The 16,026-nt window shown below is 52.4% G+C and carries 16 protein-coding genes, 1 tRNA gene and 1 other RNA gene; 9 read left to right on the top strand and 9 right to left on the bottom strand.

The window, feature by feature from the left end; translation table 11 throughout:
• Positions 1-12 precede the first annotated feature (12 nt).
• The 3 genes from HMPREF9141_RS09760 to HMPREF9141_RS09750 all read right to left on the bottom strand — a co-directional run bounded on the left by HMPREF9141_RS09760 (position 13) and on the right by HMPREF9141_RS09750 (position 4,960).
• Complete coding sequence (locus tag HMPREF9141_RS09760) at positions 13-2,535, bottom strand: GumC family protein (RefSeq protein ID WP_007368560.1); 2,523 nt, start codon at positions 2,533-2,535, stop codon at positions 13-15.
• Positions 2,536-2,578: 43 nt separating this feature from the next.
• Positions 2,579-3,460 (bottom strand): glucose-1-phosphate thymidylyltransferase RfbA, encoded by an 882-nt coding sequence (gene rfbA / locus HMPREF9141_RS09755; RefSeq protein ID WP_007368559.1) that lies wholly within the window; start codon positions 3,458-3,460, stop codon positions 2,579-2,581.
• An 87-nt stretch (positions 3,461-3,547) separates the two neighbouring features.
• On the bottom strand, positions 3,548-4,960 hold the full coding sequence (locus tag HMPREF9141_RS09750; protein WP_007368558.1) for an undecaprenyl-phosphate glucose phosphotransferase: 1,413 nt from the start codon (positions 4,958-4,960) through the stop codon (positions 3,548-3,550).
• A gap of 236 nt (positions 4,961-5,196) precedes the next feature.
• Between HMPREF9141_RS09750 and HMPREF9141_RS09745 the strand changes: the two genes are divergently transcribed.
• From HMPREF9141_RS09745 to rny, 4 genes are all read left to right on the top strand, one after another.
• Positions 5,197-5,829 carry a DUF8491 family protein gene (locus HMPREF9141_RS09745; RefSeq protein WP_007368557.1) on the top strand — a complete coding sequence of 211 codons (633 nt, stop codon included), beginning with the start codon at positions 5,197-5,199 and terminating at the stop codon, positions 5,827-5,829.
• A 66-nt stretch (positions 5,830-5,895) separates the two neighbouring features.
• Positions 5,896-6,189, top strand: coding sequence for a coiled-coil domain-containing protein (locus HMPREF9141_RS09740; RefSeq protein ID WP_007368556.1), 294 nt, complete (start codon positions 5,896-5,898; stop codon positions 6,187-6,189).
• An 11-nt stretch (positions 6,190-6,200) separates the two neighbouring features.
• A complete protein-coding gene (locus tag HMPREF9141_RS09735; protein ID WP_007368555.1) occupies positions 6,201-6,494 on the top strand; it encodes a cell division protein ZapA in 294 nt (97 codons plus the stop codon).
• A 35-nt stretch (positions 6,495-6,529) separates the two neighbouring features.
• The gene (gene rny, locus HMPREF9141_RS09730) at positions 6,530-8,071 is read left to right on the top strand and encodes a ribonuclease Y (protein ID WP_007368554.1); all 1,542 of its coding nucleotides are present in this window, start codon (positions 6,530-6,532) and stop codon (positions 8,069-8,071) included.
• 350 nt (positions 8,072-8,421) lie between these two features.
• Here the strand turns inward: rny and HMPREF9141_RS09725 are convergent, their stop codons facing one another.
• The 6 genes from HMPREF9141_RS09725 to HMPREF9141_RS09700 form a co-directional block, all read right to left on the bottom strand.
• Entirely contained in the window at positions 8,422-8,838 is a 417-nt protein-coding gene (locus HMPREF9141_RS09725; RefSeq protein ID WP_007368552.1) for a PqqD family protein, read from the bottom strand.
• Positions 8,839-8,871: 33 nt separating this feature from the next.
• Positions 8,872-9,357: a S24/S26 family peptidase gene (locus tag HMPREF9141_RS09720; RefSeq protein WP_007368551.1), complete on the bottom strand. Its 486-nt coding sequence runs from the start codon at positions 9,355-9,357 to the stop codon at positions 8,872-8,874.
• A 12-nt stretch (positions 9,358-9,369) separates the two neighbouring features.
• On the bottom strand, positions 9,370-10,266 hold the full coding sequence (locus HMPREF9141_RS09715) for a hypothetical protein (RefSeq protein ID WP_007368550.1): 897 nt from the start codon (positions 10,264-10,266) through the stop codon (positions 9,370-9,372).
• A complete protein-coding gene (locus tag HMPREF9141_RS09710; RefSeq protein WP_007368549.1) occupies positions 10,253-10,759 on the bottom strand; it encodes a hypothetical protein in 507 nt (168 codons plus the stop codon). Before HMPREF9141_RS09710 ends, HMPREF9141_RS09715 begins: the two co-directional genes overlap by 14 nt.
• 24 nt (positions 10,760-10,783) lie before the next feature.
• Entirely contained in the window at positions 10,784-11,647 is an 864-nt protein-coding gene (locus HMPREF9141_RS09705; protein ID WP_007368548.1) for a sigma-70 family RNA polymerase sigma factor, read from the bottom strand.
• A gap of 180 nt (positions 11,648-11,827) precedes the next feature.
• Positions 11,828-13,297 (bottom strand): trypsin-like peptidase domain-containing protein, encoded by a 1,470-nt coding sequence (locus HMPREF9141_RS09700; RefSeq protein WP_007368547.1) that lies wholly within the window; start codon positions 13,295-13,297, stop codon positions 11,828-11,830.
• A 496-nt stretch (positions 13,298-13,793) separates the two neighbouring features.
• Here HMPREF9141_RS09700 and rnpB point away from each other — a divergent pair.
• The 5 genes from rnpB (at position 13,794) to HMPREF9141_RS13710 (ending at position 15,955) form a co-directional block, all read left to right on the top strand.
• Positions 13,794-14,179, top strand: an RNA gene (gene rnpB / locus HMPREF9141_RS12495) — RNase P RNA component class A.
• A 284-nt stretch (positions 14,180-14,463) separates the two neighbouring features.
• Positions 14,464-14,892 carry a hypothetical protein gene (locus tag HMPREF9141_RS09690; RefSeq protein ID WP_007368545.1) on the top strand — a complete coding sequence of 143 codons (429 nt, stop codon included), beginning with the start codon at positions 14,464-14,466 and terminating at the stop codon, positions 14,890-14,892.
• 105 nt (positions 14,893-14,997) lie between these two features.
• Complete coding sequence (locus tag HMPREF9141_RS09685) at positions 14,998-15,405, top strand: YkvA family protein (RefSeq protein WP_007368544.1); 408 nt, start codon at positions 14,998-15,000, stop codon at positions 15,403-15,405.
• 18 nt (positions 15,406-15,423) lie between these two features.
• Entirely contained in the window at positions 15,424-15,630 is a 207-nt protein-coding gene (locus HMPREF9141_RS09680; protein WP_007368543.1) for a hypothetical protein, read from the top strand.
• A 254-nt stretch (positions 15,631-15,884) separates the two neighbouring features.
• Positions 15,885-15,955, top strand: a tRNA-Cys gene (locus HMPREF9141_RS13710).
• Positions 15,956-16,026 lie beyond the last annotated feature (71 nt).

Below are 16,026 nucleotides of genomic sequence, written 5' to 3'. Positions count from 1 at the left end.
CTTCTTCTATGTTTATCTCTTTATAGAGTGATCATCCTTATTGCCATAATGGCTGCTGCTATAGTTGCCGTAGTTGCCGTAGTTGCCATAATGTCCGTACTGTCCGTATCCATAGCTGCTGAGTCCACGTCCGTAACGTCCGTACTTACCGTATCGGCCATAGCCGTAGTAGTAGCCGTACTTCTTCTTGGACATGTCGATACCGTTCAGCACAACCGCCATATTAGGCAGCTTCTTCTCGTTGGCCAGTGCGTTGATCATCTCGAAGTTCGCCTTCGGCGTGTAGTCTGCACGGCACATATAGATGGAAGCGTCGGCCACGCGGGAAATCTGCAGCGTGTCGGTTACCAGACCGACAGGTGCCGTGTCAATCATGATGTAGTCGTACTCGTCTTTCAATATTCCGATAATATCCTCCAATGATTTGCGGGCGATAAGCTCGGCAGGGTTAGGGGGAACGGGGCCTGCCATAAGGAGATCCAGATTCTTGTTGACACCGGAGGGCAGGATCTGTTCCCGTACTTCTGCGGCTGTCGGAGACTCCTTGACAAGGAGATTGGTGATTCCATGCCTGTGGTCCTGGATGCCGAAGAGCTCGGCCAGACGGGGACGGCGGATGTCAAGACCTACCAGGATGACCTTCTTGCCCAGGAGACCGAAGCTGACGGAGAGGTTGGCAGCCGTGAAGGTCTTGCCCTCGCCGGAGGTAGAGGAGGTGAAGAGCACCACTTTCTGTCCTTCATGCAGCATGAACTGCAGGTTGGTGCGCATGGAGCGGAAGATCTCTTCCATCTGGTTGTTCTGATTCTCGTGCACGACAATGTCGGCCTTTCCCTTTGCGGTATTGCTTGCGATGGCCACATCGGCGATGATCGGGAGTTTCGTAAGCCGTACCACATCCTCGTGTCCTTCGATCTTGTAGCGGAACAACTGCTGCAGGAAGATGATCAAGGCCGGAATAGCCAGTCCGATCAGCAGGGCGATCAGCAGGATGATGGAAGACCTCGGACTGATCTTCCCGTCGAGCTGCGGGTCGTCGATCAGCTTTCCCTTGTCGGCTGTAGCGGCCAGGGAGATGCTGTTCTCCTCACGTTTCTGGAGCAGCATGAGGTACAGTCCCGACTTGACTTCCTGCTGGCGGCCGATCTGTGTCAGCATACGTTCCTGCTGAGGAGTCTCGGCGACCTGTTCGTTGAACTTGCTGACCTGTGCCGCCAGGGCATCCCGCTGGATCTGCAGATTCTGCCGGGCCGCCGCAATGGCGCGTCGAATGTTCCCGTTCAGTTCGCGGATCTGGACCGTGAGCGGCTCTACGACCGGCGAGTTCTCGGAAGCACTGCGGAGCAGACGGTTGCGTTCGAGCACCAGCTCGTTGTACTTGTTGATCAGGGAGGTGGAGCTCTGGTCGTCCAGACCCACATTAGAAGGGATTACCTGTGAGAGGTTTCTCGACGAACTTTCGACCTCCTGTGCGATGGTTCCGAAGAGCTCGATCTGTGTCTGCATGTCCGCCAGTTTCAGTTCGGACTCGTTCTGGTTGGTGACGGCATTGCCGGCGTTCAGCTTCAGTTCCACCATGCCGTTCTGCTGCTTGTAGTTCTGCAGCTGTCCTTCCGTCTTGCCGAGTTCGGCGTTGATTTTCTGCAGACGGCCGTTGATGAACTTCTCGGTACGCAGGGCGACGATGTTCTTGTCCTCATTGGCCTGCCGGTTGTAGACGATGGCAAGCTGCCTGAGGTAGTCCAGCGAACGCTGCGGCACCTCGTCCGTCAACTGAAGCTGTGCGATAGAGGTGGTCTTTGAAGTCTGTGCGACCTGTAGCTCGCTGACGTACTTGTCTGATGCCATCTTCGGCGAGAGGATTTCGACCTTCAGGGTCTGTCCGTCATGCAGGCTGTGTCCGTTGTTGGAGCTGATGGTGATGATGCCGGCGCGGGTGGCGATGGTTGCGGGAAGCGAAGTGAACTTCCTGTTGAGGGAGAAGGGGCCTTCACTCTCGTTTTCGTCCGTCGGGACAGAATAGGTCCCGCTGACACTGTATGTTGTGCCGTTCCTCGTAATGGCCAGGTCGATTGGCATGTTCAGCTTTTCCAGATGTGCTCTGTCCACATCCACGTTGAGCGGCTGGTCGCGATAGAGTATGATATTCTTGATTCTGCCCTTCGTCGAATAGTCTGCGTAGAGTTTCAGGTCTCTGATGGCATCTTCGGCGATAGAGTGCGAGCTGAGGATTTCCATCTCGTTGTCGATTCCGGCGGAATTGGAGATGATGCCGAGGTTCGTCATGTTCTGTAAAGACTGCCCGCGCTTGCTTCCGCTGTCATCATCCTTGATCAGCAGCTTGGCAGAGGACTGGTATTTCGGAGTGGCGTATCTGAGGTAAATCGCGCCTAAGCCACCGCAGATGATCAGTGACAGGATGAACCAGTACCAGTTGAGTATGATGGTTCGGTAGAGGACTGCGAAGTCAATGGAGGATTTGGTCTCTTGTGCCTCCTGCTCCTGTCCTTGTTCTAATTTTGTTTTCTCTTCCATATTTCTTTTCGTTCTTTATTTCCTGATGTCGATCCGTAAGGGGTTATACGTCTTCTTCTGCAAGCCGGAGAAGATACTTCCCGTAGTTGTTCTTTGCCATGGGCCGGGCTTCTTCTCTCAGTCTTTCTTTTGTGATCCACCCTTTCTTGTAGGCGATTTCTTCCAGACAGGCCACCTTAAGTCCCTGCCGTTTCTCTATACATTCAATGAATGTACTTGCCTCCGACAGGCTGTCGTGGGTGCCTGTATCGAGCCATGCAAAACCGCGCTGGAGTGTCTGTACCATCAGCGCGTCCTGATTCAGATAGCGCTGGTTGACGGTCGTTATCTCCAGTTCGCCTCTTGCGGAAGGCTCGATGCGGCTGGCGATTCCGACGACACTGTTGGGATAGAAGTAAAGCCCTACGACGGCATAGTTGCTCCTGGGGTGTTCCGGCTTTTCTTCTATGCTGAGGCATCTTCCGTTCTCATCAAACTCCGCCACACCGTACCGTTCGGGGTCGTTGACATAGTAACCGAAGACGGTTGCCCTGTTTTCCTTCTCTGCACGTTGCACGCTGCTGTACAGCAGGCTGCTGAGTCCTGCTCCGTAAAAGATGTTGTCGCCTAAGACCAGACAGACGGCATCGTTTCCGATAAACTTCTCGCCGATGATGAAGGCCTGTGCCAGTCCGTCGGGTGAAGGTTGTTCTGCATACTCGAAGTGTACACCAAAGCTGCTTCCGTCACCTAACAGCCGCTTGAAACCCGGCAGGTCGAAAGGGGTGGAGATGATCAGTATTTCTTTGATTCCTGCCAGCATCAGCACGGAAATGGGGTAATAGATCATCGGCTTGTCGTAGATGGGGATAAGCTGCTTGCTTATGCCTTTGGTGATAGGGTAGAGGCGGGTTCCCGATCCTCCTGCAAGAACTATACCTTTCATAATGGTGTTGTTTGAAATCTGTTTTTATTTAGTAGTTGTTTCTTTTCCTGTACGGCATCTTCCTGTATGGGGCGGCATGAAACGAAGTCAATACGCATGCTTGTCCGGATGGGCGATGCTCCATGCTGTCATGAGGATGATTTTCATGTCGAGCCAGAAGGTCCAGTTCTCTATGTACCAGATATCATGCTTTATCCTTTCCTCCATGAGCCGCGGATCCTTGGTCTCGCCCCGGTATCCCGTGACCTGCGCCCAGCCGGTAATGCCGGGCTTTGAGAAATGCCTTACCATGTACTTGTCTATTATCTCAGAATAGAGTTCCGTATGGTAGAGCATGTGAGGACGCGGTCCTACGATGCTCATGTCCCCCTGCAGGACGTTGAAGAACTGCGGGAACTCGTCGAGATTTGTCTTGCGCATGAAATTGCCGAAGGGGAATTTGCGCGGGTCGTCCTTCGTTGCCTGTGCCGTGTCCGCCTGCCTGTTGACGTGCATGCTGCGGAACTTGTAACACAGGAAGGTCACCCCGTTCAGCCCCGTCCGCTCCTGTCTGAAAAACACGGGACCGGGACTCTGCAGCTTTATGCAGAGGGCTATGAATGGGATGAGTGGAAGGAGGAGGAGGCATACAAGCAGACTGACGATGATGTCGAAGGATCTCTTGATGAACTTGTTTCCCATGTCAGACAAAGGTTCGATATGATTGGTGAAGAGATCCAGACTGCCTACACGTTCTGCCGTCAGCTTGAGCTGGTAATTGGCAAACATACGGGGAACATAGTGAAAGTGGATGACATGGTCGTCGCAGAACCGCATCAGTTTCACAATCTCTTCAGCATCGTTGTGCGACATGCTGCAGAAGATCTCGTCGTAAGGTCTGACGTTGACAGAAGGGACCATGTCCCTGTTGAGGGCGGCAATGGTACCCATATACGTCAGAGCCACCCCGTCCGGAAGGTTGCGGATGGGGGCATCTGCATAATAGCCTTTGATGATGTATCCCGTAGAAGGGTCGTTCGTCAGTTCCCTGTAAACGCTGATGAGCGCCGGGTCGTTTCCGACGAGCAGGACAGAACGGCTGTTTCCTCCTCTCTGCCGGTAACGCCTTAAGAGCCAGCGCTCGATGATTCTTGCAAGTATGATCAGCGTGTAGAGGCTAAGTGCGAATTCGGCCGAGAACGTGAAAAGGTTCTGTGCGTCTTTCATGAAATGGAGGAAGACCGCAGCGACTGCAACTTGCGTGATGACGAGTTTGCAGGCACGTGTCAGAATGTCCTGGAAGGTAAGGTGCCGGAGATTGATGATTGTCGAGAAAGCAAGCTGGGCGAGAATCATGGTAGCGTTTCCGACAAAGAAGAAAATCCTGGGTTCCGTGTAGATAAATTCCGGAGCGTGTTCTGGGGGGAGAAGCAGAAACGCCATCATAGTTATGTTCAAGATGATGAAATCATTGAAGATAACTAACCATTTGATAAAATCGTTGCCGTTATACTCTCTCATTTGGAAAATCGGATATCTCTGCGTGCAAAGGTAATAATTAAAATCGAATTAAAGAGTCTTTAAAAAGAGAAAACATTTGCTTGTCGGGTACTTTTCGTGTTTCTTATTAACTTTCCTATTAAGGAAATAAACATTTTCTTCACCTCACTGGCTTATAAATCACAGTTTTTGTGTAAATTTGCAATCGGTAAACGAAAAGGGTACTCCTCAATTACTTTTAAAACTTCAAAAAGAATATGGGATTTCTATCAAAGATCTTAGGAAAGAAAGAAAATGCACAGGGCAAGACCGGCGGCATGGAAGACTATATGACACTTGTACGGGTGTACTTCCAGGCAGCACTTGCAGGACGGTTGGGCATCAACAACTTGGCGACACTCCCCGACCTTCGTACTTATAAGCAGACCTTCCGTGTTCCGACATTGAACAACAAACTCGGTCCAGGAGAGAAGGCAAGCGTGCGCAAGACGATGAAAAACATTTATAAAGTTGACGACGATTTCTTCGATGAGATAGATGCGAGCATCAAAAAGAATTGCAAGAAGATGCAGGATGTACAGCCCTACCTGTACATGTTCCAGGGCTTCACCCAGGACCTGATGATGCTGGTAGGAAATCTGATGAAGTTCAAGCTGCGTGTCCCGGGATTCTTCAAGAAGGCCATTTACACCATGACCGAGAAGACCGTGAATGACATTTATGAGAAGAACAGTTTCTCCGACCCCGGCATCATCAAGGCTGTCATGTCCATTCGCCAGTACGACCATCGTCTGGGATTCAGCCGGAAATGGACAACGGATTTTGTCTACCAGATGGTGATCCTGGCAAAGAAAGAGCCCAAACCGGCCGAGGAGACACCGGCAAAATAATCAGAAAGATGTTTGCTTAAATAAAAACTTTAATGTAATTTTGTAGCCAAAACGAACAGATTAGCTATGAATGCGAATGAGAAATCTCTGAATACGTTTGCGACGCGTGTACGTCAGATGATCCTTCAGTACGAAGCGCAGAGAAAGGAGAATGACGAACTGTATACGCTTGTCGACCAGCGTGACCGGGAGATAACGCAGCTGCAGCAGGAGCTGGCTCAGGCGCATGCCGACTACAATACGTTGAAGATGGCTAAGATGCTCGAGATCACGGATGGGGACATGGAAACGGCACAGAAGCGCGTCGCCAAGCTGATCCGTGACGTGAACAAGTGTATCACGCTTCTAAGTGAGAAATAAAATAGAATGTAATGGCAGACGATAAGCTACACATACGATTGCACGTTTACAATGCAGAACTCTCCGTGAATGTTCCACGGGAAGACGAGGAGTATTATCGTTCGGCAGCCAAGCTCATTACGGACACCATCAATACTTATTCCACGCTCTTCAAAGGCAAGAAGGAGAATCGGGACATCTTGTACATGGCGATGTTGGATATCGCATTGCGGTATAAGAAAGAACGTGCACGTAATGATACGGCTCCATTCAATGATATTCTCGGAAAACTCACTTCTGAAATTGAAGATGCACTGAAGAAGTAACGGGAATATTTAATTTAAATCATAATTAAGAATCAATGAGTCCAATAGTAACAGTCATCATAGCTGTGATTTGCCTCGCAGCAGGGTGTGCCGGTGGATTTGCGGTCTTCCGTTATATCCTGACGGGGAAGTACAGAGACACCATGGAGAAAGCAGAGAAAGCTGCAGAGGTAATCAAAGAGAAGAAGCTCTTGGAGGTGAAAGAGAAATTCCTCAACAAGAAGAGTGAACTGGAAAAAGAAGTGCAGCAGCGTACGCTGAAGATACAGCAGGGTGAGAACCGGCTGAAGCAGCGTGAAGTCGCACTGAACCAGCGTCAGGAGGAAATCAACCGTCGCAGGCAGGATGTCGACCAGCAGCAGCAGCGTGTCGACAATGAAAAGAAACTGTTGCAGGTGAAGCAACAGGATCTCGAGAAGATGCAGGAGCAGGAGCGTACGAAGCTCGAGGAACTCTCCGGTCTCAGTTCGGAAGAGGCCAAGAAGCGCCTGGTGGAAAGTCTGAAAGACCAGGCGAGGCTTGATGCTGCATCTTATGTCAATGAGATCGTAGACGAGGCAAAGCTCAATGCCAACCAGCAGGCGAAGAAAATCGTCATCCAGACGATCCAGCGGGTTGCCACAGAAACGGCGATCGAAAACTCCGTAAGCGTATTCCACATTGACAGTGACGAGGTGAAAGGCCGTATCATCGGCCGTGAAGGGCGGAACATACGTGCCCTTGAAGCTGCGACCGGGGTCGAGATTGTCGTTGACGATACGCCGGAAGCGATTGTCATCTCCGCTTTCGACCCTGTCCGCCGTGAGGTCTGCCGTCTGGCTCTTCATCAGCTGGTAGCAGACGGCCGTATTCATCCTGCACGCATTGAGGAGGTTGTCGCCAAGGTCAAGAAGCAACTCGACAACGAGATCATCGAGACCGGAAAGCGGACAGCCATCGACCTCGGCATCCATGGGTTGCACCCGGAGCTGATCCGTATTGTCGGCAAGATGAAGTACCGGTCTTCATACGGCCAGAACCTCTTGCAGCACGCACGTGAGACCGCCAACCTCTGTGCTGTCATGGCAAGCGAACTGGGACTGAACCCGAAGAAGGCCAAACGCGCGGGACTGCTGCACGATATCGGCAAAGTCCCTGATGAAGAGACCGATCTCCCGCACGCCCTCTATGGTGGCAAGATCGCCGAGAAGTATAAGGAGAAACCGGATATCTGCAATGCCATCGCAGCCCACCATGATGAAGTGGAAATGACAACGCTCCTTGCACCGATCGTGCAGGTCTGTGATGCGATTTCCGGTGCCCGTCCTGGTGCCCGCCGTGAGATCGTCGAGGCTTATATCAAGCGTCTGAACGACCTCGAGGCCATTGCGATGAGTTATCCGGGCGTGACGAAGACCTATGCCATCCAGGCCGGTCGTGAGCTTCGCGTCATCGTAGGTGCTGACAAGATGGACGATGCGGAGAGTGAGAAGCTCAGTTCTGAGATTGCAGAGAAGATCCAGAACGAGATGACCTACCCTGGACAGGTGAAGATCACGGTCATCCGTGAAACCCGTTCTGTGGCCTATGCCAAATAAGCGACGACTTGCTTACCGTAAGATGCATGAAGAATGCAAACGCTTTCCCGTGCCTCTTACAGTTTGAAACAATCCAATAGAAAAGACCATTTCCTGTTTCGTTTTTCGAGTAAGGAAATGGTCTTTTTTGTTTTCTGCCGTCTCTTCAAGCGTCTCCGGAAGATAGTCTGTCCCTCTCCGGATCAATCAAAGGGAATCCGAGGCCTCTGCAAGACAGTTCTGTGAAGAGACTATAAGATATGCGACGTATGGATTGTCAATAACGCTTTTCTGTACGGATGGAGTCAGGCAGAGCTATTCCATCCGGGGCATCCGAGTTATAGCCTCCTGGCTCTTTCGCCAAGCTCATCCTATCCGAAGATCCGTTTGAAGAGACCTTTTTTCGGAGTCTGTCCACATTCTTTCCGCTGCTCTTGAGAAAGGCCTTCTGCTGAAGGCTGGACTTCCTCACCGACTTCTTCTCCGACTTTCTCAGCAATCATCTCCGGAATGTCCTCCCCTTCGATGATTCCTGCAACGCCCCATTGGGAAGCAAGCGCGGTGGCATCTTTCCGGGCAGTAAGTTTGTCGATTTCATATTCACCGCAGAGCAGTTCCACAAGATCCTCTACTGTGAAGGAACTCCGTTTCTGCACTTCTTCCCACAGAAAAGCGGAACTTTCGTTCATAGAGATGATGTTGCTGAAATCAATGTTTTCATCCCCTTCAGCAACAATGATATGCTCCCCGCATACTTCACGGAGTTTAAAACCGTTTTTTACTTTCATACTTAACTGGTGATTTTCTTGTTCTTACTGACATTAAACCGGCCCGAAGTACGGAATCCACAGGCGGCGGTAAATCCCAAGGAGGTATCGCCGCAGGGGGAGAAGCCGTATCCAGAAAAAGCTGTACAGCCTCCATTTCCACCCGTCTGTGCGGTCCATGTGCGACCGCCCTTTCCGATAAAAACCGATGATGCTGCCGACGATGTTCTCCATCCTGCAATGCTCGACACCGAGATTTCCGTCACCGCGCAAGGTGACATGATTTCCCTCTATCCTGTCAATCCGGTGCAGGACATAGTGTCCGGGAGAATCTTCTGCCAGGACAGGATCGCCCACTTTTACGGCAGAAGGCTTCACCAGAAGAGCCTTGTCACGGTCGTTCTCAAGGAAAGGACGCATGGAAAAGCCACGCAGTCGCAGTGTGACCGTATGGCCTTCGTTCAGCATTTTGACCACCTCGGGGAGGAAGTCGGCATTGGCGAACTGAATCTCAGAGGCTGTAAGAGGTATCTTGGGCATATAGCCGGGTCTTTATGAGTTTTCTCCTTCTGTCACGGCCTTGCAGCACACTTCGGCCGCTTCCCGGTCGGGCAGACAGTGCAGCGTGAATATTCTCCCGGTCTCTACCACCTTCGTAATGGTGTCACAGATGGCGTTGTAGATTGCCGGATCCCATTTCATGCTGGAGCAGGAGGGCAGGAGAGAGGCGAAAGCCGAAATAGGGTCGGGCTTTTCCACCGAATTGGCTGCTGCTCTGTCAATGCGTGTGAGCGCACCTAAACGGGCCTTTACATTGCGGTAGCAGGGGGTCTTCCCGCTCCATGGGCTGCCGTATATCCACGCTTTACCTTCTATGATTCTCACGATGGGATTGTCATCGTTCATCAGGTCGCACCCCGGGACATAGCGCAGCCACATGCTGACCTGTGTGGACTTTCCCGTCCCGCTCTTGGCAATGAAGGCATAGCCGTAGCCGTTGTGGCGGACAAGGGAGGCATGGATCAGCAGGACATTCCGGTGTGCTCCGGCAAAGGCGAAGATGAGCATCAGCGCATTGTTCAGTCCGAATATACGCATATTCGTACTGCCGTTGAGCGCACAGCGGCAGTCGGTGAAGTCCTTGTTGCACTGCAGCAGGCAGCAGCCTGCACCGTTGATGTCCTTGATGATATACTGATAGCCGCCGTCATCCACACGGTCGACGATCGTGTCACCGTTGCCCGTGTCAAAGGTGCGGATGCGCTTTCGCCGTTCTTTCGGGATAGGTCGGAGCGTGTCGTCGACCGTCAGCCGGAAGAACAGTTCCTCGGAAGGCCTGCCGGTCCTGAAGGGTTCAAGAGAATGCAGCAGCTGCTTTCCGTTGACAGCCGTGTCACGGAAAGCAATCTGCACGTCGAGGTCGGCTATGTTGAAGTTATTTGTCTCCATCTTCTTCCGGCCGTATCTTCTTTTTCGATTTCCTGGTCTTCTTCCCCGGATTCTGTGAACTGTTGTAGACGGCGAGTTCGTCGGGTTCAACGGTCTTATAGCCGAACTGGCTTTCCGCAATTCCCTTGATGACGTATTTCTTTTTGGACTTCTCGTATCTGTTTCTCAACTTCACGTATTTCTTCATGGCCTGTTTCTCGTTCTCTGCGAACATCGTCACACAGGTAGGGTAGTGTTCCAGGCCGTTGTCCTGCAGATAGGAACGCAGCTGGTAAGAGTAATCCTCGCGGTTGGCAAGGAAATGCGTGCGGTCATTGACGAGATAGGCGTCGACCTGCTGGATGTCAGTCATATAGACGGTCGAGTCGTTGAAAGAGGCTGCAAAGCCGAACACATAGACTTTGGCGGGTTTGTATCCTTTGGCGTAACTGCTGTTCACCCATCCCAGCAGCAGTGCTGCAATGACGAACATCTGACGGAGTCTCATCTTCATTATAATCTATCTTTCTGTGTTGATTTATTGTCCTAAATAAGCCTTCAGAACCTTGCTGTTGGTCTGCTGCCGCAGGCGCCGGATGGCTTTCTCCTTTATCTGTCTCACCCTTTCACGTGTGAGGTTGTATTTGCTGCCGATCTCTTCCAGGGTCATTTCACGCTGGTTGATGCCGAAGTAGGCCTCTACCACCATCTTCTCCCGGTCTTCAAGGATCTGCAGGACTCTGCCGATCTCCTCCCGCAGGCTCTCTTCCACCAGCCCTCTGTCGGTAGACGGCGCATTGTCGTTGGGAATGACATCGAGCAGGCTGCTCTGCTCGTCGTCGTAGAACGGCGCATCCACCGATACGTGCCGCGAGTTGGCCTTCATCGCGTCGGCGATCTTGTCTTCAGGTAGGTCGGTGCTCTGGGCGATCTCATCGATGCTGGGCCGGCGTTCGTTCTCCTGTTCAAAACGGTTCAGAATTTTGTTGATCTTATTGACCGAACTGACCTGATTCAAAGGCAGTCTGATGATACGGCTCTGCTCGGCGATGGCCTGCAGGATGCTCTGCCGGATCCACCACACGGCATAGGAAATGAACTTGAAGCCACGCGTCTCGTCGAACTTCTCCGCAGCCTTGATCAGGCCGAGATTCCCCTCGTTGATCAGGTCGGGCAGGGAAAGCCCCTGGTTCTGATACTGCTTGGCGACAGAGACAACGAATCGCAGGTTGGCTTTCGTCAGACGTTCCAAAGCCTTCCGGTCACCTTTCCGTATGCGCTGGGCAAGTTCGACTTCCTCTTCGATACTGATCATTTCCTCGTGACCGATTTCCTGTAGATACTTGTCGAGAGAGGCGCTCTCCCGATTCGTAATCGATTTCGTGATTTTCAATTGTCTCATGTGCGTGGCATTATGTAAAGTGACGGCAAATTTACACAAATTCAACGAGTTGAACAAATAAAACGGAGAAAATGTTACCTTATTATAATATGGAAAACCTCCATCTTCATGTCGTGAACATGAGGATGGAGGTTTCCCGCATGGCTGATTCCGTCTCTTTCAGGACACCGGAATCCGTGTTCAATCGGACAGCGGAACGGCGAAGTAGGCCTTCTTTCCAGTCGGATAGATTCCCTGGATATAGAGTACCGGATCCTTGCTGGTGGAAGCCTTTTTGACGAGGTTCTGCAGGTCGTCGATGCTCTTTACCATCGTGTCGTTCACGTTCTGGATGATGAAGCCGCGGTTGATGCCGGCGGTTTTCAGCGCACCGTTGCTGACCTTCAGCACTTCAAGTCCGTAGTTGATGTCCAGCTGCTTCTTCAAGGTCTCGGGGACAGGACGGAACTGTCCGCCAAGCACGTCGATGTCCGCCTGCTCTATGAACTTCGTTGTCCCCTGTGCATTCTTCAGGGTGATAGTCCGGGTGATCTCTTTCTTGTGACGGAGGTAGGTCACAGAGGCCTTGTCGCCCGGACGCTTGCTGTTAAGCGCCTGCTGGAGCTCGGACATGCGTGTTATCTTCTGACCGTCAAACCTGGTGATGACATCGCCTTTCATCAGGCCCAGGGAAGAACCGTTGCCGTCCTCGGACACCTCGTTGACATAGACTCCCTCGTTCGTGCCGAGGTCGACGTTCTTGCCGTCTTCCTTCTGCGCGTTGATGTAATTCAGCACGTCGCCGCCCTGAATGCCGAGCATGACACGCTGTACGCTGCCATACTTCTTGATGTCGTCGACGACCTTGTTCATGATCGTCGTCGGGATGGCGAACCCATAGCCGCTGTATGCGCCTGTCTGTGAGTAGAGCATGGCGTTGATGCCGACAAGTTCGCCCTGTGTGTTGACCAGTGCGCCGCCCGAGTTGCCGGGGTTGATGGCAGCATCCGTCTGGATGAAACTCTCAATGCCGTTCTGGGTGGCACCCAGTCCACGCGACTTGGCGCTCACGATACCTGCGGTGACGGTAGAGCTGAGGTTGTAAGGATTGCCGACAGCAATGACCCATTCGCCCACTTTCAGCTTGTCAGAGTCGCCGATGGGCAGTGTGGGAAGGTTCTTGGCGTTTACTTTCAGCAGGGCGAGATCGGTCTGCTTGTCCGTCCCGACGATGCGGGCGGAGAACTCCCGGTTGTCATTCAGTGTGACCGTCAGCTCGTCGGCCCCCTCCACCACGTGGTTGTTCGTCACGATATAACCGTCCGGTGAGATGATGACACCGCTTCCGGTAGCTTCTTTCTTCGGAGTCTGCACCTTCTGGCGGCGGGATCCGCCGTTGCCCTGCCCCGGATTGCCGAAGAAGCCGAACGGGTCGAAGAAGCCGCCGAACGGGTCGTCCTGGACATCGACGGTCTGTGTCTTCGAGTTCTGGACATACTTGATGTGAACTACAGCCGGGAGTGCCTTCTCAGCCGCATAAGTCAGGTCGACAGGCTGTCCGGGAGCTGTAACGGGTGCTTCAGCCGCATAGACTTTGATGAAAGCACCTGTGGAAAAGGCGAGGGCGGTCACACAGGCTGCACCTGCCAGATACTTTGATAAATTCTTCATATTCTTTTCTGTTCGTTAATTTCTATTGAATGTTCCAACGGGAATCTTTACAAAACGCCTCCCGATGATTTCGGTGGGTGCAAATATAGAGGCAAAAAACGTAAATCCGCCATTCTGTCAGCTATCTTTATCCGATTTTAACACTTCAAAATCGCCCCTTAACGGCTCTTAATTAGAAGTGTGGTTAAATTTACATTCATTCAGCTTACCCTTTCCTCCGCCCCCCCTCTTCGGATCCGGGGGCGCTCCGTCTCCGGACAACCCGGAAAAAAGTAAACCGCACGGGAATGCTGTTCCCAACCGGTCGGGAACAGCATTCCCAAGGCTTGGGAACAGCATTCCCAACGTCCGGGAATCCGGTTCCCGACCGTTGAGAATCCTCCCGTCGTGCAGGAAGCGGAGATGATTTCACCGGCAATTCATCTTGAGGATGTACTTAACCGGCAAAAAATTTTGCCTTTTCCATGTTTTCCACTATCTTTGCACGCATGATAAGGCAGTGCCCCGGCTCTGTCGCTGGCATCTGTAACGGATGCGAGAGGAAAGTCCGGGCAGCATAGGGCATCCTGCTTCCGAAAACAGAAGCTATTGGTGACAGTAGATGTAGGCAGAAGAAAACAACCGCCATCCGGCAGCGGATGGTAAGGGTGAGAAGGCGGTGTAAGAGACCACCGGCAGGCGGGTGATCGTCTGGCTGTGCCGTTCAGGAGCTGCAAGTTCATGTAAACCGTTGTCTGAGGGCTGCCCGCCCGAGCGCAAGCACAACGGAGGGTAGAATGCTTGAGTTGCAGGGCGACTTGCAAAGTAGATAAATGACAGGCATCTTCCTATTATCGAAAGATGAGGAAGAGACGGAACCCGGCTTACAGGGGCACTGCTTTATTTTTTCTTTCATGGCAGGATCTGGAATCCACCTCTGGCGGTTTCCTGTCTGTCAGACGGGCAGATGCGGCCTTTTCTTGCAAGGAGCATGGCGGACCATGCAGCCGAAGGGGGAATGCTGGAGATGCCGCATAAAGACAAAGAAGCCATGAAACGCCGGCAGGATCCGTACCGGCGGAAGACCGGCGGTTTTTTCTGGGCGTGCCTCCCTGTGTCCCCGGTTCCGTGCAGTCCGGCAGGAAAGTCAGGGGACGGTTGTTGTGGGCAATAAGATTTTTACGTACATGAAAGATTTAGAAGAGCAATACGTGACGGTACTGGACGATTTCCAGCACACGGTGGAGAATAAAATCAGAAACCACATGGACGAGGCGGGATTTCCGCAGATGCCGGCAGGTGTGGATGCGGAGAGCCTCTCCGATTACCTGTTCGACTATCAGGCGGCCTTGGACAGCGAGGGGACGGAACGGTCGCGCTACACGGTGGCGGGCATCCTGCTCTGTCTCCCGATTCTGGTGATGTCGGCTTTCCCCGACTCATCGCTGCCGTTCAAAGGGGTATGGAATGTACTGGCTGCCATAGCGGTGGGGCTGGTTCTCTTCCTGGTCTACAGGATCCTGATGAAAGCACTGGTGCGGCGGCGGATCCGACGTGCCGGCCGTGATTATCCGGAGGAAAAGGCCTACGTCGACCGGGTGCTGGCCTTCAAGTGAGGCTACGTCAGGAGAAGATGCGGCGTACCTGCATCCACGGCCTTCTGTCCGGGGGCGTATGGGTCCGTAGATACGCTGTAAGTGCAACCAAATATTGACAACGATATGGAATTACCCGATTTGCAGAAATACAAAGACAAGTTTTCCCAGCAGGGGTTTGTCGAAAAGATACAGCGCATTGCGAAGCGCGCCGGCGCCAAGCTGGTCTATGTGGCCTTTATCCTGTATTACCTGATACAGAGCGACAAGGTGTCGCTGAAGGACAAGGCAATCATCATCGGCGCACTGGGCTATCTCATCTCACCGCTGGATGTCGTGCCGGACGCGATTCCCATTGCCGGACTGGGCGATGACCTTACGGTACTGCTCTATGCGCTGGGCAAGGTGTGGACGTCGGTAGATGAAGACATGAAGGCGAAGGCACGTGAGAAACTCTCGAAATGGTTCGATGAAGACGAGCTTCATTTCACCGAGGACCTTTTCTCCGAGGATCCGACCGACACGCCCGTCTGATGCAGAAAGGAGGCTGGTATGTGGCAGTATATTGTCTTGGCCATCGTGCTTCTCTGCGCCCTGGGGTACGTAGCCTGCCGGGTGTGGGAGACTTTTCAGACGGCGAATGATCCGTGTCATGGCTGTGCAGGCTGTGCCCTGCACGACCGGTTGAAGGCGCAGCAGAAACTGAAAGGGCGGAAGAAGCCGGTCTGCTTCAAGACGGATTCCGGAAAACACCTTTGAAGAATCTGGCGTCGGACTCCCTTCCACAACACCTGCATGGCACCAGTTTCATGGAACAGGCCTTCAGCTGGACGGCAGAGACACCTCGGGTAGGGCGGTCCCCAATGGACCGGTCTGTCCTTTCTTACAGGGGAAACTGCCGGGAGATTTGCCCGGAAGGGGTTTGTGTTGTCTTTCTTGAAAAAAGTCGTTGAAATATTTGGCAGGACCGAATAAAGTGCTTATCTTTGCACTCGCAAAATCAAAACTGCAATGGTGCTTGGGCCGGGAGGTTAGGCAATGGTCTGCAAAACCATGTAGAGCGGTTCGATTCCGCTAGGCACCTCACGAGGAGATTCCTTATTCAAGGAATCTCTTTTTTGTATCAGGATGATTTCCCGGACCGTCCCTGTATTT

Origin of the sequence: Prevotella multiformis DSM 16608, assembly GCF_000191065.1 — a bacterium.
GTDB lineage: Bacteria > Bacteroidota > Bacteroidia > Bacteroidales > Bacteroidaceae > Prevotella > Prevotella multiformis.
Note: the sequence above shows the minus strand (reverse complement) of the source record. Positions and strands in the feature narration are given on the sequence as shown.